The sequence below is a fragment of the Vibrio sp. 10N.222.47.A9 genome (assembly GCF_963872585.1).
GTDB classification, from domain to species: domain Bacteria; phylum Pseudomonadota; class Gammaproteobacteria; order Enterobacterales; family Vibrionaceae; genus Vibrio; species Vibrio splendidus.
The window spans coordinates 56,634-78,746 of record NZ_CAWNBB010000043.1 but is presented as its reverse complement, the minus strand read 5'-3'; the positions used below and the strand labels follow the sequence as shown (position 1 = coordinate 78,746).

Genomic DNA, 22,113 nt, shown 5'->3' with positions numbered 1-22,113 from the left:
CCATCGTCGATGAATCGAGCGTGATGTTCTAGCTAAATGCAGTTATTGATATTTACCTACATTTAGTGGTGCCATGAACAATACTGGACACATCAAAGCGAAGTTCTCGAAGGAGATTTGGACCAACGGTTAGCGAGTTTGTTCGAAGCGTGCGAGCGAAGGTTTATCTATCATGGTGTTTTTGACCTTTGTATTGATGGGTTAAAATCTGTACTAGCAAAATCACTACATAAATGATTACAACATTGAACACTCATGCCACTTACCAATGCTAAAGCAGCCACAGCAGTTCAACACAACGTTGATGAAAGCGGTGAAATCAGCGAAGTAGGGCAGTTGTACGTTAGAATAGGCTGATAATCCCCTCCTAACCTCCCCTTGGTTTACATCTCCAATCTCTTGTTGGTCATGGGAAAGGGGAGGAAATGAATACCGATCGCTACATGTGCTGCTATATGTTCAGCGACAAAGAATGTTCTCCCCCTCATTCTTATATCTCAAGAGATCGGGTCACTCCATTCGAGGGGGAGCTAGAGGGGGAGGCTTTGGTCTACTAGAACCATTCACACAATGTTGATGAAAGCGGTGAAGTAGGGCGCTGTAGTCGTTAAAGGGTGGATGTAATCATTCTATAGATAAAACTAAGGCCTCGCGTGTGCGAGGCCTTTTTGTTGGTCGGAGGTTTTGCTAGCTACATTCATTTCCATTTGCGAGTGATGTTCGCATCGTTCACTCGTTTATGGTCCTTAAACGAGTACCTCATAGTTATATAAATGCTCTACCAACCACCCCTAGATACGTAATCAGCACCGCTGTTATTAGTAATTGCTGACCGAATCTAGTGGTGCTTTCTACTGATAATAATTTTAACTATGTGTTTAGGACGTCCTGCTATGGCTAAGAAAATAATATTCATTCATGGTCGCGCTCAAAAGCCCGATAAAGCTCCCCTTCAAGCACTCTGGTACGAGGCCATAGAACATGGCTTGCAGCGAGATTGTGGAGACTCAAGTTCATTACAAGCTTTTAAAGATGTCGATAAACGGTTTGTCTACTACGGTGAACTATCAAACACATTGTTAGATAAACCAACGGAAGACCCAGCAAGTCGACAGCAAGCGCTGTCTGAACTCAAAAAGTACAAGACAAGCCAGTTCAATAAAACAACGTATAACAAGGTATCTAAAATTGGTTTTCTAAAAGAGGCGTTAGCAGATACTTTTTCATCGCTATTTGGAAAGCTGGGAGTGGCTGAGACACTCATAACCAAGGTCGCGCCGGATATGGAGCATTATTGGTATGAAGATACCTATTTTGGTAGCGATGTCAGGCATAGGCTAATGGTTGAGCTGAAGGAAGCGTTTGATAATCAGGATGATGTGATGATTGTGTCGCACAGTCTAGGGTCGATGATCAGTTATGACGTGTTATGGAAGTTGTCTCATTACGGAGAGTATAGGCACGACTATGGTGCGGACAAGAAGGTCAACTTATTGCTTACGCTCGGGTCACCGTTAGGCGATGAAAACGTAAAAGACAGGCTAAAAGGGAGTCGCTTGAAAGATAAGAAGAAGTACCCTTTAAACATTGATCAATGGATAAACATTTCGGCAGAAGATGATTTTATCTCTCATGACAGCAAAATTAGAAATGACTTTAAGGATATGCTTAAACTGGATCTGATACCCGGCGGAATGAAAGACATCCACCCAGTCTATAACCTCAATATTCGCAATGGAAAAAGCAATCCCCATGCTTCTATCGGTTATCTCATTAATCCTAAATTCATCAAAGTATTGGATGAATGGCTCTCGAGTTGATTTGGTTTTATCATCGCCAATTGCTTCGGTGTTCGTTCGTTGAAACTTAGATAAAACAAGGCCTCGCGTGTGCGAGGCCTTTTTGTTTGTGCTTAAGAGGCAACTAACTTGGACAATATTAACTACTCTGTGTAGATCGCGATTCCATTAACCGTCTGTTCTGAAACAGGGATTAAGTACTGGTAGTCTGTGCCGACGCCTCCCAATACTACAGAGCTGTTGCTTCCTGTCGCTTGAAGTAAGACCCCATTAGCTCCTAGTTTGGCCGCTTGATTTTTTAACTCTTCGATTGCATAGTCGATGGAGCCTTGTTTAGTCATACCTGCATCACTAGATGCATCAACTAAAGCTATTTTTTCATAGTCCTCAGGCGCTTCGAGATACAGTGTTACTTCTAGAGGTGTAATTGGGTCTCTGGCTTCACCAACTAATATTGCTGAACCAGATGCACAGCCAACTAAAAATAGCGTGATAGAAAGAGCTAAGGTTTTAAACATATTCATTGGTATTAGGTCTGTTTCTGGAGTTAGGCGCGGAGTATAGCGAAATAAGACCATCCTTTAATTATGGGCATTGTAACAAATTGCGTTATTGCTTTTGAATCAATTGCATATGAGGCTTGACCGATAATCCCCTCCTAACCTCCCCTTGGTTTACATCTCTAATTTCTTGTTGGTAACGGGAAAAGGGGAGGAACTGAATACTGATCGTGACAAGTGCTGCCATGTGTTCAGCGACAAAGAATATTCTCCCCCTCGATCGTATGTCTAAAGAGATCGGTGAACTCCATTTGAGGGGGAGGACTTGGTTTACTAGAACCGTTCACGCACGTTGATGAAAGCGATTAGGTCAGTGAAGTAGGACGCTGTAGTTGATAAAGAATAGCTGTAATGGTTCGATGGAAAAACTAAGGCCTCGCATGTGCGAGGCCTTTTTATGTTCCGACTAAAACTAAATATTAATCGAGGTTAACGAAAACTCGGGATAATCGCCGGTATGCCCGGCAGAAGACCAACCAACGCCATTACGCCACTTAGCACAATAAACATAGTGCCAGGCAACACCCAGCGGCTCATTTTACTCAGTTCACTACTACGTTCTTTACAACCGACTAAGCCTAAGTTATCCAACAGCATGGTGAGAGCCCAACCAAATGCAGGGTTAACGAGCGCTGAAGAGAACACAACAATAGCAGCCGACTGTGTGGTTTTTCCTTCACGCGTCATTTCCATTCCAGCTTCTAGCAATGGAACAAATACCCCAACAATCAGCGCCACACACAGTACAGGTTGCCAGATAGCTAAATCCATCGGGTAACCCCAAACTGCGGCGATGATACAGAACAGAGCTGTGAGTAGCGCGCCAGCAGGAATAGGGCGTTTAGCAATCGCCGCCGGTACGATGTAAGTACCCCATGAAGACGTAAAGTTAGTACCACCGAGCAGAGAACCGAACGTTTGACGAATTGAAGCCGTGGTCATGGTGTCGTCGATGTTCATGTGTACTTTTTCGGTACGCTCTGGGTAGCTGATCTTTTGGAATACTTGATGGCCTAAGAAATCTGGAGACCACATAGCGACAGCCAAAATTGCAAACGGCAATACCACCATGAAGTGTTCAATCGTCGGTAGGCCTAGCATCCAACCTGTATCTTCTCCCCACCAATACATAGGGTTCATGTTAGGCAAGCCTGGCTCTGTGTGGAAAGCAAATGGGGCACCCATGGCAAATGCAATCGTACCGCCTAGCAAGCAACTAAGAGGGACGGCTAACCAACGTTTACGGAAGTGTTCCAATAGCGCGTACAAAATAATGGTGCAAAAGATCACGACAAAAGCAATGTGGCTCATGCCAATTCCCTCAGCCCAAGCGAACAGCTTTTTCACTTGAGAAGCGGTTCCAACAAAGCCAAGGTAGAGCAATAATCCGCCACATACGCCTTTACTGGTGAGGTTGGCCAACATGCTGCCACCTTTACTGATGGCTAAGATGAGGCCAAAAGCGCCAATCAATAACCCAAACGCCATAGGGTGTCCGCCTGCTGCAACCACAATTGGAATTAAAGGGATGAGTGGGCCGTGTGTACCTGCGAGGTTCGCGGTCGGCAACAGGAAGCCAGAGAAAATAATAATGAAAACAGAGGCGATGAGGAGTTCATAACGAACGTTTTCTAGAATGAAGTCTTCATTTAATCCGAGAGCCCCAGCAAAGGTGGCTGCAATAGCGCCCACCATAACCACTTTACCAATGGTCGCCGCCATCGCTGGGATGGTGTCTTCTATCTCAAATCGATAATCTTTAAACGGCAAATTTGGACGCCAGCGCTTAGGCGACATGATTTGTAATTCATGTTCTAAATACTGTTCTCGGGAATCAAATTCCGATCTTGGTTTATGTTGTTGTTCATAGGTGAGTTCATCCTCATTGGCTTGAGGCTTCTCTGTTTGTATATGTGCGGACTCTAAAGTAGTGCTCATTTTGATTCCTTTCGTTCACACTCTGAGGTGTGTTATTCCAACAAACGTTGTTGACTCACGGCATGAAGTGTAAACAATGCGTCAACTTATAATTAAAAATTCATTAACATTTAGTTGTTAGTACCTTATACCAAACCAAAAAAAACAAATAGACTCAGTCGGTTAGACATTAGTCGTAGAATCGGACGACGAGTATTAGACCCTGTAGGTAGTATGTGTCTGTTTATTGGTAGGCTCTTAATTTCAGGAATAACAAAGCCACTTTCAACAACAAATGGTTCGACTCTAAAGGCCCAGAAAAAAGTCCAACGACTTACGTTTGGCTGCATGCTTGGTTGCGTTCTGGTGTGATTTGATAGTGACATCTGGTCCGGTTTTATACTTGATATAATGGGGCGATAAACAGGGGTAGGGATTGCCTCTAGTAACTCAATTTCTCCTACGTTTGGCCCCTGATAGTGTTAGAATCTCCGCATCAGAATTATCGAGAAATTAGGTATTTATAAACAATGTTTATCCATCACGTAAACGGCATCGACTGGCTGGTGATTACAGCTTTTGAAGAACTGAAACCGATGTTTATCGAAGATGCTGGTCCCATCCCAGCTTACTTCTCTACCACCAGTGAATTGAGCCTGATTGATCAAGCCAAGCGTAGCTATGGATTTTTGCCTAAACTCCGCGGTGTGATCACCGATACCGGCACGTATCAAAGTGAAAATCTTGAAGAAGATTTGAACCCACAGCTAGCGTGTATAGTGGAAGGGCGTGGTCGGGTGTTTATCTATCACGGCGACTATGTGGCTTTTGTGGATGACGAGCAAACCTTCATTACCCGTATGGACTGATAGTGACTCAGTGAGTTGAGATCTGCGAATTGGTAAATCGGCGAGTTAGCTCCCCTAGAATTAAAAACTAAAGGATTAATACGATGGCAAAAACGGTCTCATTGGTACTTGGCAGTGGTGGCGCAAGAGGCTTGGTTCACGTTGGAATCATCCGTTGGTTAATCGAGCATGGCTATCAGATAAAATCCATCTCTGGCTGTTCAATTGGCGCACTTATCGGTGGTGTCTACGCTGCGGGCAAGTTGGATGAATTTGAAGAATGGGTCACCAGTATCGACCAATCGGATATGGCGATGATGTTGGACTTTTCATGGCAATCGAGTGGTATCTTCAAAGGGGACAAGATCATCGACACACTGCGTGGGCTGATCGGCGAGATTTCAATTGAAGATCTGCCTATCCCTTATACCGCAGTTGCTGCCAACGTCGCCGAAGAAAAAGAGGTTTGGCTGCAATCCGGCTCTCTGTTTGATGCCATTCGCGCCTCCATCTCTTTGCCACTGTTCTTCACTCCACATGTCATTAATGGTGAAGTGCTGATTGATGGAGGAGTGCTCAATCCCGTACCGATTGCGCCTACTTTTAGTGATAAGACAGACTTTACTCTGGCTGTGAACTTAGGTGGTGAACCTGAGATGCTTCAACAGGAAGTGATACCGGTTTCCCTACCTACAAAAGAGAGCAATCTGCATGAGAAGGTTGTTCACTTTATCGATAATCTCGGTAGCAGTGTAAAAAGTAAAATGAGCTTCAATTTTGCTGCTTACGACATTGCCAACCAAGCGTTTGATGCGATGCAATCGACCATTGCTCGCCAAAAACTGGCCGCTTATCCCGCCGATATTACGCTTGAGATCCCACGTAATGCTTGTAGCACCTTAGAGTTCGATCGCTCACAAGAGATGATAGACAGGGGCTACCATTTGGCACAGGCTAAACTGGGCAACCGACTTTAATGTATTTTCAGCTGAATGAGGGTATTTATGGAAACTGAACTAAAAGAGCTTGAACTCAACGAGCTTATGGCAACAAAAGATGTCATCGTGCTCACCAGCTCAGAAGAAGCTGCCGTATCTTGGCTGATAGAGTGCCATCAAGAGAGCGCTGATATTCAGATTATCGAGAACGCGCACGAGTTAGATACCGAAGCGGTTTTAGCGCAATGTCGAAACAGCCTGAGTGAAAGTAAAAAGGTCATACTTACCGCGCAGTTTCGCAGCCAGCTGCCTATCATCAATCTCGCTTCACTGTGTAATGAGAAGCGCAAGTCATTGACCAATATTGAGTTATCCGGTTGGGACGAAGAAAAACGCCTTCCTCACTCTTTTAGCAGTTTCTAGGTCATAGTAGCTTCTAGCTTCTAGCGGTTTCTTGGTAACAGCAGTCGCTAGTCTTTTGAGTTTCTATGTTGACGTAAGCCCACATGATATGGACTTCACTTCAAATGCCTGCCGCCATCAAGGTGTAAGGTTCTTCCTGTCATGTAGTGACTGGCCAACACATATTTGATGCCATCTATTATTTCCTCAAAGCCCGCTTCTGTCGGGATCAGAGCTTTCTGAAGAGCTTTGGTTTTGTATGCCTCATCGTCATGTTCATTGAACTTAATCATGGCTGGAGAGAGGGTATTTACTTTTACTTTGGGAGCTAACATTGCTGAAAACGATAGCGTCAGGTTGTTGAGTGCAGCTTTACTGGCCGCGTAAGCGATGTGTTTTTTACTGCCTTTTTCCGCAACGTAATCACTGATGTGGATGATGTCTGACGTTTTATCACCAGACATCAGTTGGTCTTTGAGCGTTAAATTGAACAGATAAGGCACGGTGGCGTGAATCGTCATCATCTGGTGCATGATTTGTGAGGCATTGTCACTGGGGTTTGTCTTGTTCTCAGGCTTCCAGTCTGAAGCGTTATGTATGATGGCTCGAAGTGTCTTATATTCTTGACCAACGTAATGAAGAAAGCCCTCTAGGCTGCTTTGTTGATAAAAGTCTACCTGCTGCAAGTCGGCTCCACTGTCGCGCAACAGTTGCAGTTGAGGATAGTCGCTGCGGTAAGTGCCAACTACTTTGTATCCATCCGCTAAAAGTTGCTGCGCCAGTGCGAATCCGAGTCGCTTTCCCACGCCGGTTATTAGTATCGTTTCGCTCATCGTAAAAACTCAGCTCTGGTTTGAGGGTTAGTTTTGAAAATACCACCGAGCGCGGTCGTTGAAGTTTCAGAGTTTGCATCCATGACACCTCTGGATTTAACGCAGTAGTGAGTGGCTTTAATCGTCACGGCCACGTTTTCTGTTTCGACTAGAGTTTGTATCGCGACCAAGATTTGCTGTGTAAGGCGTTCTTGCACTTGAGGACGCTGAGCAAAGAATCGAACAATACGATTTATTTTAGATAACCCGAGTATCTTGGTTTCAGGTATATAGGCCACTTCTGCTAAACCATCGATGGTAATGAAGTGATGTTCGCACGTCGACGTTAAGTCTATGTTCGACACCTTGACCATTTCATCAACCGACATTTTGTTTTCTATAACGCTGATTTTTGGGAAGTTATCGTAATCGAGCCCTGAAAAGATCTCGTGAACGTACATTTTTGCAATGCGATGAGGTGTTTCAGCAAGGCTGTCATCGGTTAAATCCAGTCCAAGCGTACTGACCACTTCCGTCAAAAGTCCTTTGATGCGGTTGTACTTCTGGTTGGGATTCATTTCGCTCGGTGTCATTGGGGTTTCAAGTCCTTTTGCGAGCAAAGCTTCTCTTACTTTTTCGGCTTCTGTATTCAGCATGACTCTCTCCTTATGAGTTAATTTTCGAGCTCTGCTTCATAGCTAAGCGTGAGTGAAACGGAGTCGGCAAAACGTAGGGCATGAGGCTTATCAATTCTCACTTGAGCGTATCGTACCCATGGATGATCGATACAAATGCCGAGTACGTCGCTAGTTAACTTTTCTAAAAGCAAAAATCTTCCGGATTCGACATGTTGAATGATCTTCTTGCAGATGTTTTTGTAGTTGAGTGCGTTCTCCACATCATCTGAGAGGCAAAGGTTGTTAGCGGGGTAGTGGATCTCTGCATTGATAACGATGTCTTGCTGCTTAGACTTTTCTTCTTCGTTGAAGCCGATGAAGGTTCTTAGTCTCAGGTTTGTAATGGTGATAATGGCGTTGTGATTCATAACAGTGTCCAATCCTTAGAGAGTAAAGTCAGGTACGTGCTTGTTTTAAGAAAAGATCAGTAAAGCTCACGCGATTAAGAGTTCAGTTGTTCCTTTCGCAGTTGTTCCTTTCGCAACTGTTCCTGTTGCAGCCGTTCTTTTTTCAGTCATGTAAAGGCTAGGTGAAACTGATATCGAAAGGGATGGGTTGGGTTTTCTGACTTAACTGATCGAAGTTTTCCCAGAGCTGCTGATATGAGATGTCTAGAGTGGGGTGACGTTCTTGCGCAGCAATATCGACTAACGGCCTGAGCACAAAAGCGTGCTCGGTGATTTCGCCTCTAGGCAGCTCTACGCCATCGATAACGCCCACTTGATTACCACAAAGAAGGATGTCGATATCCATTGTGCGTGAAGCATAGGCTTTGGTCTGACGCTTGCGATCGTTCTCTGATTCGATTTGATGTAGAACCTTAACCAGCTCTGCGACAGGAAGATCACATTCGAACCCAACGACTAGGTTAAGGAAATTGTCCCCTTTAAAACCGACAGGCTCGCAATCGTAGAATTTAGAAATATGTAGGGGCGCAAAGCGGTCATGCAATGCTTTGAGAGATTCTGTGACGTGGTGTTCGCGGTTAATATTGCTTCCGATGCTGACATAGACGGTGGCCATAGTCTTTCCCTCCTTTTAAACAGCCTATACGTCCGACTTGCTATGAAGATCAGCTATGCGTCCTTTTAATGGCAGGGCGGCAAAAGAAAAATACGGTTCTGTTACAAGTTTTGCCCGTTTTGAGCCCGACAAAAGGGCACCTGTGAGCTAGAAAGTGCCACGAGTAAAAACTCAGCCGATGAAGGTATTGGACAAAAATGTGTGTGGGAAAAATTGAATATGATCGGTCATGAATAACTAAAGGTATGGAAAGTCGCTTAACGTAGCGTCCAGTATTGATGGTGACGACCACTGACAACTATACGGACCTTCATGACAATATGCTTTTTCACATATTTTAAGTCATGCTCTCTAATGCCTATCAATAAAAAAGCCCAAACAAAGGATTGGGCTCAATTCAATAATCATTAAACCATTGTCATGGTGGTTATATTCCGATTAATTTCCCCAGATTTGGCTTACAAACTCTGGATGGTCAATAAACGGATTACGATTCCCTTGGAAATCATGTACCGCCTTGTTTCGGTCGATTTCTTTTTGGCTTACTGGATCTTCAGAATGCCAACGCTTTAGCATAGTAAGTAGCCAAGGTTCAAAAACGGTTGTATTGGTTCCATCCAGAACAGCATCCGAGCTTGTAGAGTTTCCTTCCCAATTAGCGATTTCATTTTCATAGCGTGTTGCCATGTAGAAATATGCTCTTGCGAAATCACCTTTAAACTCATCAACTGGCTCAAACACCGTACCTGCATAACCAAGAGAGTTTGCTGCACTGCCTAATTTAGAACCATTGCTTGATGTGTATGTTGCACTACTTACCTCACCAAATGGCCAATTACTACGTTTCGAGTTAACGTAGCCGTCAGTGGCAAATAAATGGTGACCGTCAGAGTTCATTGGCTCGACTTTCCCACCAAACCAGCTTTTCGGGAATGAGTGCTCACGGTTGTAGCAATCACCTTCTTTGCTGTATTGACCACATTGATCGGCCACCTTAGTAAATTGGATTGAATCTGAGTCTGAAGGTTTCTCCGAATACATATCGAGAATCGACCCATCAGTGTCATAGTATGCGTCTAGGTCAGCCTCAGACACTAACGTCCAAATAGCGGTGTAACCCTGACTACTATGATTATCAATAATTTGATATAAGGCCGTTTTTAAGGCAAAGCCCACTTTGCCTTCAGCGTCTTTGTAATACTCACCTAACACTGGTGGTTCAGTTGGTGGTGTAGTCGTTGAGCCACCAATCGTAAATTCTGTACTCTGACTTGCTTGGAAATCACCACCAGATGCCACAACGGTTCCGTTTACCGACAAACTGTATGAACCACTCCCCACACTGCAGCACATTCCATCTCCATAAGAGTCTGAGACTTCTAGGGTGTAGCTACCATCTGCTAAACACATTTCCACTTCATTGTTGGTGTTACTTTGATAGTCTGAACCAGAATAAAGAGTTTGAGATACTGAGTTTTTGAGAGACCAACTGGTTTCAGAGCCATAGTTATCCGTCACTAGCGTGAGTGCGGCACTTGTGTCATTGCAGCTTTGTGTTGGTGGAGCCTCCGTAGGCTGAAAGTTATCTAAATACACCACTTCCGAACCATCAAAACCTGCATCATCATAAAATCGTATGCCCACAACGATATCTTTAGTGCTCGTAGCGCTGTACGAGTGAGTCAATGCTTGCCACTGATTCGTTAAACCATTATTCGAGTAGCCTAAATAGCCATCAACAAAAAGGCGAGCTTTCACGTTACCTTCAGTGTGATAAACATCGACAGAGAAATCATAAGTTTTCCCTTGTTCAACACTTATCGTTTGAAGAAAATCGGTATTACTTTGAGTACTTGTATTCACTGTGACTTGTGCAGAGAAACTGCCGTTATTTACAGGATCGGTAGAGAGCGAAAGTGCAATGCCGGAGTCAATCACACTCCATCCAGATGGTACGTTTCCTTCCCAGTTTTCGAAACTTCCATTTTGCATTTGCGCATGCGCACTCGCTGAACAAAGTAATGCAACGCCACTTAGTGTTATTATTCTATTTATCATATAACCTTCTGTTTAATCGGATAAAAACCAACTAAGCTTAGAAAGTAATCAAAAGATGAATGGAGATAAACATCACATTTATAAATGTAAGTAACATTACTTTTATTAATATATGTGATGTAAAGCAATGTGATATCGGCCTGTCTAATGCTTTCACACGCTAGATTATTGAAAAAAGTTCATCTCGGCTTTCAGGGGAAAGCCGCGATGAACCCAAAATAAGCACTTATTCACAACCCCTGCCTATAGTAAATGTAACCTCTACTAAAGTTCGATCCAGCCCTTACCTAACCAACTGAAAATTATGCGCACAATTCAGTTTGGTTCTGATTTCTAGTTGAAGACCGTGCAAGCACATATTGCTTTTGATTCAAGGCATGATGAAGATCAGCCTCTATCGCACCATAAACCCCAACAACAGCGTCACACATTTATCTCACGGGAAGCTTGGTCTTAGTTTTTACCAGACCGAAGGCTAAGCTGGATTCAATAGAGGCAATATTGGGCAGGCGAGTTAATTGCTCTGTAGATAGAATTAAGGCCTCGGGTGTGCGAGGCCTTTTTGTTTGTATCGAGCGGGAGTAGAAAAGTCTCTTGAGGTTTAGTTTTCTAAATTGTGCTTAATTATCTGTTCTACCACACCATCCATCGTCTTTGAGCTAATCTCCGGCTTCAAATACAAGGAATGATACTCAACGCCTGTGCGGTCTATATAGGCTGCTTGTAAGCCAGCGGATAGTGCACCATGAGTGTCCCAATCATGAGTAGCGACAAGACGAAGGTTTTCGACAGGCTCTTGTAAGGTTTCGGCTGCAAATTTATACACGTCTGAATTTGGTTTGAAACTGCCTGTTTCTTCAACGGAAATGACGGTGTCGAAATAATCTTCTAAGCCCGAGTTCTTGATTTGAGAAGTGATGAGATCGAGGGATGAGTTGGAAAAAGCGACTGTTTTAAAACCGTTGTTACGCAATTTAAGTAAAGATGCTTTGATATCAGTGTGCGCTGGTAGATTGGCAAAAGAAGTTAACAAAGCATCTTTGCTTTCCGCCGTTAAATCACACTTGTATCGCTGTGCAATAGCGTCGAGCGCTGCATTCGCTAATTCAGAAAAAGTAGATTTTACGTTTGTTGCGATGCAAACCGTTGAAGAGTGCAAAAGCTTTGAGAACCAAAGCGATAGTGCATCCTCGCTGCCAAATACTGCTTTAAATTTAGGCTGTAATGACCCCAAATTTAAAACCGTTTCATTTATATCAAACAGTATCACTTCTTTTTTCATGCGAAGAACCCAGATTTAATTGAATTTCATGCTTACATAATCCGCTCTGACGATACGGTTTTCAACCTCGATTTAAGTAACTTGAGCTTTGCTCTCTAATTTGAAAAGGGGCTGGAATGCGTCAGCGACAACCCTTCAACTCAAATCTGGCGTTGCTTCATAGGTATCAGGCAACGCCAAATCTGAAATGACTTATTTGATTTATCTGGATTATTTAGATTATTTAGCTTAATTTGCGGCTTCGATGGTGCCTTTGAAAGTGCTGTCTAAAAAGTCATTAATCTCTTGAGAGTGGTAAATTGAGATGATCTTTTTATACGTTTCGTTATTTTTGTCTTCTTCTCGCGCCGCTACAACCATCACGGCTAAAGGTGCGTCTTTTTTCTCTAAGTAAATGCCTTGTTTCTTAGGATCGAGTCCAGCCGACATCACATAGTTCATGGTGATTGCAGCAGCATCTACATCGTCAAGAGAGCGGGGTAACTGCGCGGCATCCACTTCAACAAATCGAATGTTCTTCGGGTTGCTAACAATATCGTTTAAAGATGCGTTGAAACCAGCGTTGTCTTTTAGTGAAATCAGCCCGGCATCTTCAAGCAGTAATAGTCCACGCCCGCCATTCGTTGGGTCGTTTGGAATCGCGATTCGTGCGTTGTCGGGGATAGAGTCAAGCGAAGTGTACTTGTTAGAGTAAACGCCCATGCGCATCAAAATTGAACGCCCGATAGAAACTAACTTGCTATCGTGATTGTCGTTAAAGTTGTCGAGAAATGGCTGATGTTGGTAGCTATTCAGTTGGATGCTTCCATCATCTAATGCTGCGTTAGGGGTGATGTAGTCTGAGAATTCAACTAGCTCAATGTTAATCCCTTGCTTTGCTGCTTCTTTGGCGACTGCCTGTACAACTTGTGCATGTGGGCCAACTGTCGCCCCAATCTTGATGACAGCCTCGTCTTTTTTTCCACATCCTGTTACACCGAATACGAAAGCTAATGCCAACAGGGATGCTGTGATTTTTTTGTAGCTGTTCATGATAACTCCATTTAATTGTTCAAAAAGACATCTGGGCGTCTGGGTGTCTATATTATCTATTTATAAGATCGGGTCAATAGGTTTGTTAGAAGCAAAGTTAGATTGATATTAATAGGTTAGATTGATATTAAGAGTCAGGTTTAATTCATATCAGAATGTCGACGACCCCAAACCTATCTGTAGGGCAAGCCAATGTAGCGTTGAGAAAACAAAGGCCTCGCACGTATGAGGCCTTTTGGGTTTCGTTGAATAAGGTATAGGGCAGTAACTTGGAACTTAAAGAAAACGGGTTCGGTAATCTTTCCTATTAAGAGAGCTTTTGATTAAAGAACTCAAGTGTACGTGTCCATGCTAACTCCGCTTCTTCTTCTGCATATCGACCTGTTGAATCGTTATGGAAGCCATGATTCACACCGTCATAGATGTATGCGGTGTAGTCTGCTCCGTTCTCTTTGAGTTCGGTTTCATAGTCTGGCCAAGTTGCATTCACACGTTTATCGATTCCAGCGAATTGGATGAGTAATGGCCCTTTAACGCTCTTTCTTAAATCAGGTGCGGCAGGAGTACCATAAAACGGAACGCCCGCATCCAGTTGCTCTGGCATTACCGCCGCCAACATATTTACGATATAGCCACCGAAACAAAATCCGACTGCGCCTAGCTTGCCGTTACTTTTTTCATGAGATTTCAAAAAGTTTGCAGCGGCGATAAAGTCTTCTTCGATTTTCTCTCTGGATAATGATTTTTGCATTGCTCGGCCTTCATCATCATTACCTGGATACCCACCAAGCGAATAGAGTGCATCAGGTGCAAACGCAATAAACCCCGCGGCCGCGAGTCGTCTTGCCACATCCTTTACGTATGGATTTAAGCCTCTATTTTCATGAATGACCAAGACAACAGGCGCATTACCCTCTAACTCTTTTGGTACCACCAAGTAGCCATAGCCTTCTCCGTGTCCTTTAGGCGAAGGAAACTTCTCGTAGGTTGCTTTGATGGAAGGATCATTGAAAGAGACTTGCTCTGCCTGCGCATAATTAGGGATCAGTGCAGAAGTTAATGTTGTCATGGTTAAGCCAAGTACAGCTAGCCCGGATAGACGAGCCATAAACTCTCTGCGATCAATCAGACCGTGCGCATATTCGTCGTACCAATCAAATGCTTCTTGAGGGATAGATCGAGTCGGATCTGATTGAGATTCGGTACTTTGATTCATAACTTTTCCTTGTTGTGAGTTGTTTGACCAATCAACTATAGTGGAAATTTCAACATATTTGAACGATCGCTCAATATCTTTTAAGCTATTTGTTATATCAAAGTACAAAAATTAGATGACAGTCAGATAAAACGATCACTTCGGAATCGATTCCCATGTCTTAGGTTTGTTTTACTGAATCAATCAACACAAGGTTGATGCAAGTGATTAAGTCAGTGAAGTAGTGCGGTTTTGATTATTGGTTTTTGAGGAAGTTCTAGCTTTAAATTGGGCATTTAAGAGTTAAGCCTATTTACCACAGATATGGACAAGTACGTTTCAATGCAAAACGCTTGATTTTACTCTGGTATAATCTTTCCTATAAGAGCAGCCTTAGCGTTATCAGAACCTTCTTTATGAGAGATAAAAATAGATGTTGAAACTTTTGCGTCAGATAGAAAAATAGAAACTTGCCGCGTTTAGTTTACTAATGCTCATTGCCGCTTTTTTTATCTACAACCAGTTCGGGAACCGTATGTCCCGTGTCGACGAGGCAAAATTTCTAATCGGGCAACTTAATACTGTTTTGGATGCTGCTGAGCAATATTCTCGTGATAATAGCTCTTTGCCTCCAATCACTTCCGATACCGACACGAACTTCGGCTACTTAAACATCAATCACTTAATCGAAAATCCGGGCTTATCAACATGGAAAGGACCATACCTACCTTATGACGATACATGGATAGGTGGTGATCAATATATTGATCATCCAGATTACATAGCAACGCAACTACTGCTCAAGGAAAAAGATAGTCAGTGGGCACGAGGAAGCACCGAGACAGGTTGCGAATCGTCATCATCCACTTGCTCTGTTGCGGCTTGTATCTGGTTGGTACCAACAAAAGTCGCACAAGAAATTAATCACATTGTGGACGGCAGTTCGAGCATAGAAAGCTCGGATGCGACAGGAAAAGTACGTTACGACAAAGCTTTTGGTGGCGCACTTATCTGTATGATTGGAGATGACTATCCAATGCCATCAGCACAGCTAAATTAAGTCGTTTCTAATTACCTCACTGGCAGCTTAGTCTTTGTTTTTACCTGACCGAAAGCGAAGCTGGATTCAATAGAAGCGATATTGGGCAGGCGGGTTAATTGCTTGCGGATGAACTGCTCGTAGCTTTTGAGCGATTCACTCACCACATGCAATAGGTAGTCGTGATTGCCCGTCATCAGAAAACACTCTAACACCTCGTCAATCACTTCGATGTGCTGTTCAAAGTCTCGCATGTTCTCTTCAGTCGGCTTTTCAAGTTTCACCAACACAAACACATTCACAGGCAAGCCGCATGCTTCTTGGTCGACACTGGCGTGATAGCCACGAATAATCCCTTGCTTCTCGAGTGCTCGAACTCGGCGTAAACAAGGAGATGGCGACAGCGCCACGCGATCGGCCAACTCTTGATTAGACAGTCGTGCGTTGCTTTGCAATTCAGCCAGTATTTTCTTGTCGATCTCGTCCATTAGCATAATCCATCAATATCGAATTCAGTTTGGCAATATTATTGCTCAAAGTGTATGTCTTACTTCGCAAATAGCAATTTTTAGCATCTGTACAAAACTAAAATTAAAGGAGGAACAACAAGCATGGAATGACTTAGGAATTATGAATACTTCAACTCAACTTAGCCCGCTGCGTAAAACAACCAAACATGAACAAGCAGAAGCCCTTGCCATTGAGCAAGCAAAGCATTTTGGTATCGATCCAAACAGTGATTACGGCGTCACTCTGATTGAACTGGCGACGACACTGTACAAAGCCAATACCAAGACACACGATCTTTGGGCATTGACGGTTGATGGACTTTCAGAACTCGACAAGAGTGACCGAATCGCTTGGTTTAACGCCAAACGTTTCTTGTCATTCCAGATAGCTAAGATCCTCGACAACCTGCAAAACCCAATGCGTGCTACTTACCAATCTATTGCCACCAATAATGGCAATTTTGCGTCTAAAGGTGCGTATCCTATCTTCGATAATGTCGCTGCTATTTTCTCTGCCAGCCCCGTAATTACACGCACTGCAACGTATTTGTTTGCGTGTACAGAATGGATTGAAGATGCGTTCAACGGTAAAGAGCCGCTGCACGATATTTACTCTCGACTGCTTAACCCAACATCGATTTCATTGGCTAACCATATGGTTGATATTGAGGCCGGCTCTAGAGCCAACGAATACCTCGCATGGAATTTTAACTCGGGGATGGCGGCTATTGATGGGTTGTTGAGCCACTTGCTCGGGTATGAAGACATTGTCTTGGCTTCACGTAATATCTATGGCGGTTCTTACCAGCTGTTGGAAGATTGGTTTGGCAAGCCTTCGAATCTGAATGTCGCGGTAGAGTGGGTGGATGGTTATTCCGGTGATGAGTTCGCGACGCGCCTTGATGAGGTTACTCATAAATACGCAGATCGCCTCGCTGGTGGTAAGAAGATCTATGTTTACCTTGAGTCACCGTGTAACCCGCATGGATACGTGTTGGATGTTGCTAGCATCAGTAAAGCTGGCCACTCTCGCGGTTGGGATGTGATTGTTGACTCAACAGTGGGGACTCCATTGCTGCATCCAGTACTAAAACGCGACGATGTGGCTGAAAGACCCGATTATGTGATTCACTCCTACACCAAAGAACTGGCGGGTTCTGGCACCACAACCGCTGGAGTTGTGATTGGCCGCAACGAGACCATGTTTATTCCAAAAGGAGAGGAGGTCACTTTCACCAAACCTAACGGTGATGAGGCCACCATTCCATGGAACGAAACGCTGTTTTGGAATGTGTACTACATTAAGGGCGCATTCCTAGACGCAGACAAAGCGTTTGAAGTGCTCAATGGTATGAAAACGTATGAGATGCGAGTAGTGCAGAAAACGATTAATACCCTGACTCTCGCGAAGATCTTTGATGCTCACCCAGACATCAATGTGTCGTGTCCAGCTTTGCCAGACAGCGATAACTATGAACACTGCCAGAACAACATGTACTTGGGTTTACCAGCGGCGCTTTTTACCATCGATATGGAAGGAAATGGCAATCGTGCACCAATCAATCGAGATGGGTTTAAACAGTTCTTCGACATGCTTGAGCCAGCAATCGGCATGCAAGTGAGCTTAGGGCAAACCAACACCGTGGCCTTGTGTCCAGCACTGACCACGCACTCAGAGCTCAGCGATGAAGCGTTAAATGAAGCAGGCATCAAACCGACCACAATGCGTATCTCTATCGGCTTAGAAGATCCTCGAATGTTCATCGCTCATATTATCGAGGCCGCTAAATTGTCGATTGACCACAAACACGCAGACTTCTCATCGAGTTTCCCGAGTGGTGACAGTATCGATGAAATCTATATGCAAACCTATATGGATGTACACCAGAGGTTTGTGAAGAGCTTGCCGAAGTTCAGTCAGCTTACTCAGTAACTTAGGTCAGTAAGGACAGTTAACAAGAGGAGTCAGTGAAGTAGGGTAGCTGTAAACGTTAAATGAAAAACGTAAGGCCTCGCGTGTGCGAGGCCTTTTGGGTTTTAGGTAGCAGCATAAACCAACCTAGAACAAATCCTAGAAAAATGCGTCGATGAATCACCTAATAGCCTTTAACTCGTGGAATGTGGGCAAATCATTTCAACACCTCACGGCTTTCGTGACCACGCCCTTATTTGCTCAATTTCATCTTCATCGATATTTAAAGATTGGAGGAATTTGAGATGTCCTAGTGGCTCCATCTGCTCAAAGCGTTTGTGCCAATTGATCATGTCCTGTTCATCCATTCCTGACTCTTTAAGTATTTCTGTCCAACGCTCTTTGGTGAGTAGGCCTTGATTAAGAAGTTCAGGCTCTTTGAGTAACGCCATAATGGACTGTTGCTGCTGACGCAACTTTTGAATTTCTAGATCGAGAGCAGCAAACTGTTGTCTTAGTACCGTATCTCGGTCTTCATCTTGAGATTGCTGTAGCAGGCTCTCAATCTCACTGACAGGAATACCATAAGAACGATAGGCAAGTATTGCTCTAAACCTTTCAAGCTCTCGTTCGCCATATTGGCGATAACCGTTAGGTGTTCTAGCTGCGGGAGTGATTAGCCCCTTTCGTTCGTAGTAGAGAACCGTTGTTCGAGATACCTCTAGTTGTTCACAAAATTGTTTGATGCTCAACACTTAGGGCTATCCTCTTTGGTGGTTTGATAGTGAGACCAAATCAATGGAATCAATGCACTAATAAGAATAATCAGTGCGCCAATCATTGACCATAAATCAGGAATTTCAGAAAAGACAACTAAGCCAATAATAAGTGAATAGATAATCTTTACATACTCAACATTGGCAATGATGTTGGCTTGCGCCCATTTATATGCAGAGATACCAACATACTGAGCAAACGAAGAGATGAGGCCAACTAACAGCAGTAACATGAAGTCTTCGACTGTTGGCGTGCGCCATAAGTAAAGGGTTGGTATTAATGTCATCAAACCAATTGCCAGAGCTTGGTATGCCATCAATGTTATCTTTGGTTCGCTCTGTGCAACTTTCCTTACACACACTACCGCTACCGACGCGCCTAGTGCGGCAATCACGCCAGATAAAACATAAAGGCTATGGTTTGCAGAAAAGGTCGGTCGAACAACCGTCATTACCCCGATAAATCCAACCACAATCGTGAAAATTCGACTGCTGGTGATCTGCTCTGCCAACACGAAATGAGCGATTAGAGCCACAAAAAGCACCTGCAAGAAACCGAGTGCTGTTGCGTCAGCAAATGGAATATTGCTCACTGAAATAAAGCCAAAATATAGAGCGGTAAAAGCGCCTAGTATTCTTAGTAGGTGAAGCGATATTTTGTTGGGCTTAAGTAGCACGCCGATATTTTTGCTGATCGCAGGCATGAGCAACAACATAAAAATGAACTGGCGAAAGAACAGGATCTGAAAGGTGTCATAGTCTGTGCTGAGCTGTCGAACAAATACCCCAACGATCGTAAACAGTGCTGTAGATATAAGGGCAAGAGTGATCCCTTTCATTGTCGATGGTAAATGGTCGAAGAGCTGAAATAGCTTTGACTGCTGTAAGTCTCGTAATTGGTACAACGAAATGTGCCTCTTTAGTCATGATAAGCATAAGGCTAATCATTCTAAAGTGGTTACCTGTAGACAGGTCAAGTGGTATGAGTCGTCAACGGCTAGAAAAAGAAATTAGCCACAGAGGTGGCTATATTCAAATGTTAATGGGTCATTTCCTATAACATAAGGCAAATATGAGCGGAAAAAGTAGTTTTTGGACAACACTGATGTTGAGCACTTTTTCCACTCAATGAAGCTGCAATTAACGTTGGCTAGGGTAACCAAACACATCGTTCTCGTTGGCTGACTCTCCAGTTTGAGTTTCTGCAATATCCCAATGCTCTACTATTTTCCCTTCGCTATTAAAGCGGAAGATATCAATGTAACCAACACCTAAATCGCCTTTTTTACCTAGGTCAATTTGCTTCGAATGAACAAGAACCATGTCACCCATTGCGATTGTTTTTGCTATCTCCGTTTTTAGCTTGGTCCCGTTACTGTTTAAGTAATCAAGGTAACCAACCAATGCTTTTCTACCATTTGGAACCTCTGGGTTGTGTTGAATGTAGGTTTCGCTAGAAATATACTTTTTTAACGCACTTGTATCCGCTGGGTTATCAAAGCTTTTCAACACAGCAATGGCTCTGCCTCGATTACGCTCGATGTCTTGAGTTGCATCATAGATATTCGCGTCTGGCCCTTGGTACATGGTGTTTTTGTTTTCAGATTTTTCCGGAACTTGTTGGTAGTGATCCCAATGCTCTACCAGCATGCCATTTTCTTCTCTCCAGATATCAACATAAACATATTCCGCACCGTCTGAAGTTGTCCAAACAGAGTGTATTGCGACATAAGGACCTTCTGCAATGGTACGGTAGATATCTACTTTCACGCCAGGATCAGCAGTTAACTCGCCAGCTACCGCTTTAATCAGTTCTGCTGGTCCATCGCCATAAGCGGTAGCGTGTTGGATGTAAGTGTCACCAACGTACTTTCCGAAGTTGTTCAAATTCCTATAAACCAGTACATCTTCGTAGAAGCCTTCAGCTAGTTTAATGGATTGATTAGTTTGAGCATCAATGGTGCTTAGGTTAGCAAAGCTTGGGGCAGTAAATAGACAAACAGCCATTCCGATTGCAACAGATTTAATAGACATGATTCTTCCTTTTTAGGTTTGTTTTGTTTGAGCACCTGTATGCTAGCCACTCTAATTAATTTAAAAAATAGGGCATTGTTCATACTTATCATGAATAAATTCGATTGGTTGTAGTTGTAGTTGTAGTTGTAGTTGTGGCGAGGTGGTAGGTGAAGTCTATTACTTAAATCGAGATCTAATGATGGTCACGGGATACTGGCTGGGATCTGATAACTACTTATTTTAAAGGGCAAATCAGAGCAATATAATTACTCTGAATAGATGAATAGATGAATAGATGAATAGATGAATAGATGAATAGATGAATAGATGAATAGATGAATAGATGGGTTCAATACACAGGCGTTTACTTGGTTTAAAAAAACAGAAACCTCATACCATGGTCGGTCTTTTTTAACATACAGCCAAAAAACTAAGAGTATCAATCCCAAATAATACTCACTGTAATCGATTTTTAAGCCAAGAATGACGCTCTGACTGCTTATTTCTATTGTGCCAGACTTTAACAATATTGAAGTGAGGAAGCTCAAAAGGTAAGGGGACCTGCTTAAAGTCTCTAAATAACGTTTCTGACAAGCGAGAAGGCATTGTCACTATGATATTTGTATCTTTAATTAAAGACGCTATCGCCCCGAAACTCGGCGCACTAGCTACGATTTTTCTCTTCACTCCTCGTTTTTTAAGTATTGTGTCGATCTCGGTTTGGTGAGAATGCTCAAAAGACATGATGGCGTGAGGTTTGGAGCAATATTGCTCTATCGTTGTTGGCGGTGTTTGCTTTTGAGGATTGTAAAAACAGACCTCTTGGTCAGAAAACAACTTAGTTTGAATTAAATCCGACTCGTTACTCGTTAGTTCTGGTGACAAAACAAAATCTACATCGCCAGACCTAAGTAATGAAGCCCACTGAAGTTGAGTTCTGGCTGGAGCTATGTGCAACGAGCTCATCGGCGCTGCTTTCTGGAAATCATGAAACATAGGTTTTATAACGGTTTCTATTTCATAGTCGTTAGCCGCGATGGAAAAAACTTTATCATCTATTAGTGGGTTGTATTGTTGTGAGCTTGCGAAGGCTTGCATCGCTATTACGATTTCTCTGGCCCTTTCAATAAGTTCTCCCGCCTTTGGCGTAGGCGCGATGCCTCTTCCTGAAGTGACAAACAATTCATCTTTTACTATTTTGCGCAGTTGGTTAAGCCCATGGCTAACTGTTGATTGAGTAACCCCCATACTATCCGCTGCTTTTGTTACTGATTGGTGTTCATAAACGCTAATAAACATGCGAAGTAGTCGTCCATCC

The 22,113-nt window shown here is 43.3% G+C and carries 21 protein-coding genes and 1 pseudogene; 6 read left to right on the top strand and 16 right to left on the bottom strand.

Features of this window, described 5'->3' with window-relative positions; translation table 11 throughout:
• Positions 1 to 893 precede the first annotated feature (893 nt).
• Entirely contained in the window at positions 894 to 1,820 is a 927-nt protein-coding gene (locus AACT19_RS13275; RefSeq protein WP_076646653.1) for a hypothetical protein, read from the top strand.
• 122 nt (positions 1,821 to 1,942) lie between these two features.
• On the opposite strand, the gene AACT19_RS13270 is transcribed toward AACT19_RS13275, so the two are convergent.
• Together AACT19_RS13270 and AACT19_RS13265 are read right to left on the bottom strand one after the other, a co-directional pair.
• Positions 1,943 to 2,317 carry a hypothetical protein gene (locus AACT19_RS13270; protein ID WP_241905751.1) on the bottom strand — a complete coding sequence of 125 codons (375 nt, stop codon included), beginning with the start codon at positions 2,315 to 2,317 and terminating at the stop codon, positions 1,943 to 1,945.
• Between the two features lie 471 nt (positions 2,318 to 2,788).
• A complete protein-coding gene (locus AACT19_RS13265; protein WP_004734780.1) occupies positions 2,789 to 4,297 on the bottom strand; it encodes a DUF3360 domain-containing protein in 1,509 nt (502 codons plus the stop codon).
• Positions 4,298 to 4,806: 509 nt separating this feature from the next.
• Here AACT19_RS13265 and AACT19_RS13260 point away from each other — a divergent pair.
• From AACT19_RS13260 to AACT19_RS13250, 3 genes are all read left to right on the top strand, one after another.
• Complete coding sequence (locus AACT19_RS13260) at positions 4,807 to 5,145, top strand: hypothetical protein (protein ID WP_004734781.1); 339 nt, start codon at positions 4,807 to 4,809, stop codon at positions 5,143 to 5,145.
• 83 nt (positions 5,146 to 5,228) lie between these two features.
• Positions 5,229 to 6,101, top strand: coding sequence for a patatin-like phospholipase family protein (locus AACT19_RS13255; RefSeq protein ID WP_076646650.1), 873 nt, complete (start codon positions 5,229 to 5,231; stop codon positions 6,099 to 6,101).
• 15 nt (positions 6,102 to 6,116) lie between these two features.
• Positions 6,117 to 6,485: a hypothetical protein gene (locus AACT19_RS13250; RefSeq protein ID WP_076646648.1), complete on the top strand. Its 369-nt coding sequence runs from the start codon at positions 6,117 to 6,119 to the stop codon at positions 6,483 to 6,485.
• A 95-nt stretch (positions 6,486 to 6,580) separates the two neighbouring features.
• On the opposite strand, the gene folM is transcribed toward AACT19_RS13250, so the two are convergent.
• From folM to AACT19_RS13205, 9 genes and pseudogenes are all read right to left on the bottom strand, one after another.
• A complete protein-coding gene (gene folM, locus AACT19_RS13245) occupies positions 6,581 to 7,297 on the bottom strand; it encodes a dihydromonapterin reductase (RefSeq protein ID WP_076646646.1) in 717 nt (238 codons plus the stop codon).
• Complete coding sequence (folE, locus tag AACT19_RS13240) at positions 7,294 to 7,932, bottom strand: GTP cyclohydrolase I FolE (RefSeq protein WP_076646644.1); 639 nt, start codon at positions 7,930 to 7,932, stop codon at positions 7,294 to 7,296. The genes folM and folE overlap by 4 nt, the downstream gene beginning before the upstream one ends.
• Positions 7,933 to 7,949: 17 nt before the next feature.
• Complete coding sequence (folX, locus tag AACT19_RS13235; RefSeq protein ID WP_004734786.1) at positions 7,950 to 8,321, bottom strand: dihydroneopterin triphosphate 2'-epimerase; 372 nt, start codon at positions 8,319 to 8,321, stop codon at positions 7,950 to 7,952.
• A gap of 157 nt (positions 8,322 to 8,478) precedes the next feature.
• On the bottom strand, positions 8,479 to 8,976 hold the full coding sequence (folK, locus tag AACT19_RS13230) for a 2-amino-4-hydroxy-6-hydroxymethyldihydropteridine diphosphokinase (RefSeq protein WP_076646642.1): 498 nt from the start codon (positions 8,974 to 8,976) through the stop codon (positions 8,479 to 8,481).
• Positions 8,977 to 9,414: 438 nt separating this feature from the next.
• On the bottom strand, positions 9,415 to 11,034 hold the full coding sequence (locus tag AACT19_RS13225; RefSeq protein WP_076646640.1) for an endonuclease: 1,620 nt from the start codon (positions 11,032 to 11,034) through the stop codon (positions 9,415 to 9,417).
• A gap of 431 nt (positions 11,035 to 11,465) precedes the next feature.
• A pseudogene (locus AACT19_RS13220) lies at positions 11,466 to 11,558 on the bottom strand (Lrp/AsnC family transcriptional regulator); the annotation flags it as partial.
• Between the two features lie 77 nt (positions 11,559 to 11,635).
• Positions 11,636 to 12,316, bottom strand: coding sequence for a haloacid dehalogenase type II (locus tag AACT19_RS13215; RefSeq protein ID WP_076646638.1), 681 nt, complete (start codon positions 12,314 to 12,316; stop codon positions 11,636 to 11,638).
• Positions 12,317 to 12,544: 228 nt separating this feature from the next.
• The gene (locus AACT19_RS13210; protein WP_076646636.1) at positions 12,545 to 13,348 is read right to left on the bottom strand and encodes a MetQ/NlpA family ABC transporter substrate-binding protein; all 804 of its coding nucleotides are present in this window, start codon (positions 13,346 to 13,348) and stop codon (positions 12,545 to 12,547) included.
• Positions 13,349 to 13,655: 307 nt separating this feature from the next.
• Positions 13,656 to 14,564, bottom strand: a complete 909-nt coding sequence (locus AACT19_RS13205; RefSeq protein WP_076646634.1) for a dienelactone hydrolase family protein — start codon at positions 14,562 to 14,564, stop codon at positions 13,656 to 13,658.
• Positions 14,565 to 15,033: 469 nt separating this feature from the next.
• On the opposite strand from AACT19_RS13205, the gene AACT19_RS13200 reads away from it, so the two are divergent.
• Complete coding sequence (locus tag AACT19_RS13200) at positions 15,034 to 15,603, top strand: hypothetical protein (RefSeq protein WP_076646632.1); 570 nt, start codon at positions 15,034 to 15,036, stop codon at positions 15,601 to 15,603.
• Between the two features lie 11 nt (positions 15,604 to 15,614).
• On the opposite strand, the gene AACT19_RS13195 is transcribed toward AACT19_RS13200, so the two are convergent.
• On the bottom strand, positions 15,615 to 16,070 hold the full coding sequence (locus AACT19_RS13195) for an Lrp/AsnC family transcriptional regulator (protein WP_017088527.1): 456 nt from the start codon (positions 16,068 to 16,070) through the stop codon (positions 15,615 to 15,617).
• A 142-nt stretch (positions 16,071 to 16,212) separates the two neighbouring features.
• Between AACT19_RS13195 and AACT19_RS13190 the strand changes: the two genes are divergently transcribed.
• Positions 16,213 to 18,024 carry a PLP-dependent transferase gene (locus tag AACT19_RS13190; RefSeq protein WP_076646630.1) on the top strand — a complete coding sequence of 604 codons (1,812 nt, stop codon included), beginning with the start codon at positions 16,213 to 16,215 and terminating at the stop codon, positions 18,022 to 18,024.
• A 209-nt stretch (positions 18,025 to 18,233) separates the two neighbouring features.
• Here the strand turns inward: AACT19_RS13190 and AACT19_RS13185 are convergent, their stop codons facing one another.
• From AACT19_RS13185 to AACT19_RS13170, 4 genes are all read right to left on the bottom strand, one after another.
• Positions 18,234 to 18,758, bottom strand: a complete 525-nt coding sequence (locus AACT19_RS13185) for a MerR family transcriptional regulator (protein WP_054543117.1) — start codon at positions 18,756 to 18,758, stop codon at positions 18,234 to 18,236.
• Positions 18,752 to 19,618: a DMT family transporter gene (locus AACT19_RS13180; protein ID WP_076646752.1), complete on the bottom strand. Its 867-nt coding sequence runs from the start codon at positions 19,616 to 19,618 to the stop codon at positions 18,752 to 18,754. The genes AACT19_RS13185 and AACT19_RS13180 overlap by 7 nt, the downstream gene beginning before the upstream one ends.
• Before the next feature lie 301 nt (positions 19,619 to 19,919).
• Entirely contained in the window at positions 19,920 to 20,813 is an 894-nt protein-coding gene (locus AACT19_RS13175) for a nuclear transport factor 2 family protein (protein ID WP_076646628.1), read from the bottom strand.
• Positions 20,814 to 21,251: 438 nt separating this feature from the next.
• Positions 21,252 to 22,094 (bottom strand): LysR family transcriptional regulator, encoded by an 843-nt coding sequence (locus tag AACT19_RS13170; protein WP_017083403.1) that lies wholly within the window; start codon positions 22,092 to 22,094, stop codon positions 21,252 to 21,254.
• Between the last annotated feature and the right edge of the window lie 19 nt (positions 22,095 to 22,113).

Excerpts from the sequence above, each read along its gene's own strand:
- AACT19_RS13275 (WP_076646653.1), top strand. The coding sequence starts at position 894 with ATGGCTAAGAAAATAATATTCATTCATGGTCGCGCTCAAAAGCCCGAT.
- AACT19_RS13270 (WP_241905751.1), bottom strand. The coding sequence starts at position 2,317 with ATGTTTAAAACCTTAGCTCTTTCTATCACGCTATTTTTAGTTGGCTGT.
- AACT19_RS13265 (WP_004734780.1), bottom strand. The coding sequence starts at position 4,297 with ATGAGCACTACTTTAGAGTCCGCACATATACAAACAGAGAAGCCTCAA.
- AACT19_RS13260 (WP_004734781.1), top strand. The coding sequence starts at position 4,807 with ATGTTTATCCATCACGTAAACGGCATCGACTGGCTGGTGATTACAGCT.
- AACT19_RS13255 (WP_076646650.1), top strand. The coding sequence starts at position 5,229 with ATGGCAAAAACGGTCTCATTGGTACTTGGCAGTGGTGGCGCAAGAGGC.
- AACT19_RS13250 (WP_076646648.1), top strand. The coding sequence starts at position 6,117 with ATGAGGGTATTTATGGAAACTGAACTAAAAGAGCTTGAACTCAACGAG.
- folM (WP_076646646.1), bottom strand. The coding sequence starts at position 7,297 with ATGAGCGAAACGATACTAATAACCGGCGTGGGAAAGCGACTCGGATTC.
- folE (WP_076646644.1), bottom strand. The coding sequence starts at position 7,932 with ATGCTGAATACAGAAGCCGAAAAAGTAAGAGAAGCTTTGCTCGCAAAA.
- folX (WP_004734786.1), bottom strand. The coding sequence starts at position 8,321 with ATGAATCACAACGCCATTATCACCATTACAAACCTGAGACTAAGAACC.
- folK (WP_076646642.1), bottom strand. The coding sequence starts at position 8,976 with ATGGCCACCGTCTATGTCAGCATCGGAAGCAATATTAACCGCGAACAC.
- AACT19_RS13225 (WP_076646640.1), bottom strand. The coding sequence starts at position 11,034 with ATGATAAATAGAATAATAACACTAAGTGGCGTTGCATTACTTTGTTCA.
- AACT19_RS13215 (WP_076646638.1), bottom strand. The coding sequence starts at position 12,316 with ATGAAAAAAGAAGTGATACTGTTTGATATAAATGAAACGGTTTTAAAT.
- AACT19_RS13210 (WP_076646636.1), bottom strand. The coding sequence starts at position 13,348 with ATGAACAGCTACAAAAAAATCACAGCATCCCTGTTGGCATTAGCTTTC.
- AACT19_RS13205 (WP_076646634.1), bottom strand. The coding sequence starts at position 14,564 with ATGAATCAAAGTACCGAATCTCAATCAGATCCGACTCGATCTATCCCT.
- AACT19_RS13200 (WP_076646632.1), top strand. The coding sequence starts at position 15,034 with ATGCTCATTGCCGCTTTTTTTATCTACAACCAGTTCGGGAACCGTATG.
- AACT19_RS13195 (WP_017088527.1), bottom strand. The coding sequence starts at position 16,070 with ATGGACGAGATCGACAAGAAAATACTGGCTGAATTGCAAAGCAACGCA.
- AACT19_RS13190 (WP_076646630.1), top strand. The coding sequence starts at position 16,213 with ATGAATACTTCAACTCAACTTAGCCCGCTGCGTAAAACAACCAAACAT.
- AACT19_RS13180 (WP_076646752.1), bottom strand. The coding sequence starts at position 19,618 with ATGAAAGGGATCACTCTTGCCCTTATATCTACAGCACTGTTTACGATC.
- AACT19_RS13175 (WP_076646628.1), bottom strand. The coding sequence starts at position 20,813 with ATGTCTATTAAATCTGTTGCAATCGGAATGGCTGTTTGTCTATTTACT.
- AACT19_RS13170 (WP_017083403.1), bottom strand. The coding sequence starts at position 22,094 with ATGTTTATTAGCGTTTATGAACACCAATCAGTAACAAAAGCAGCGGAT.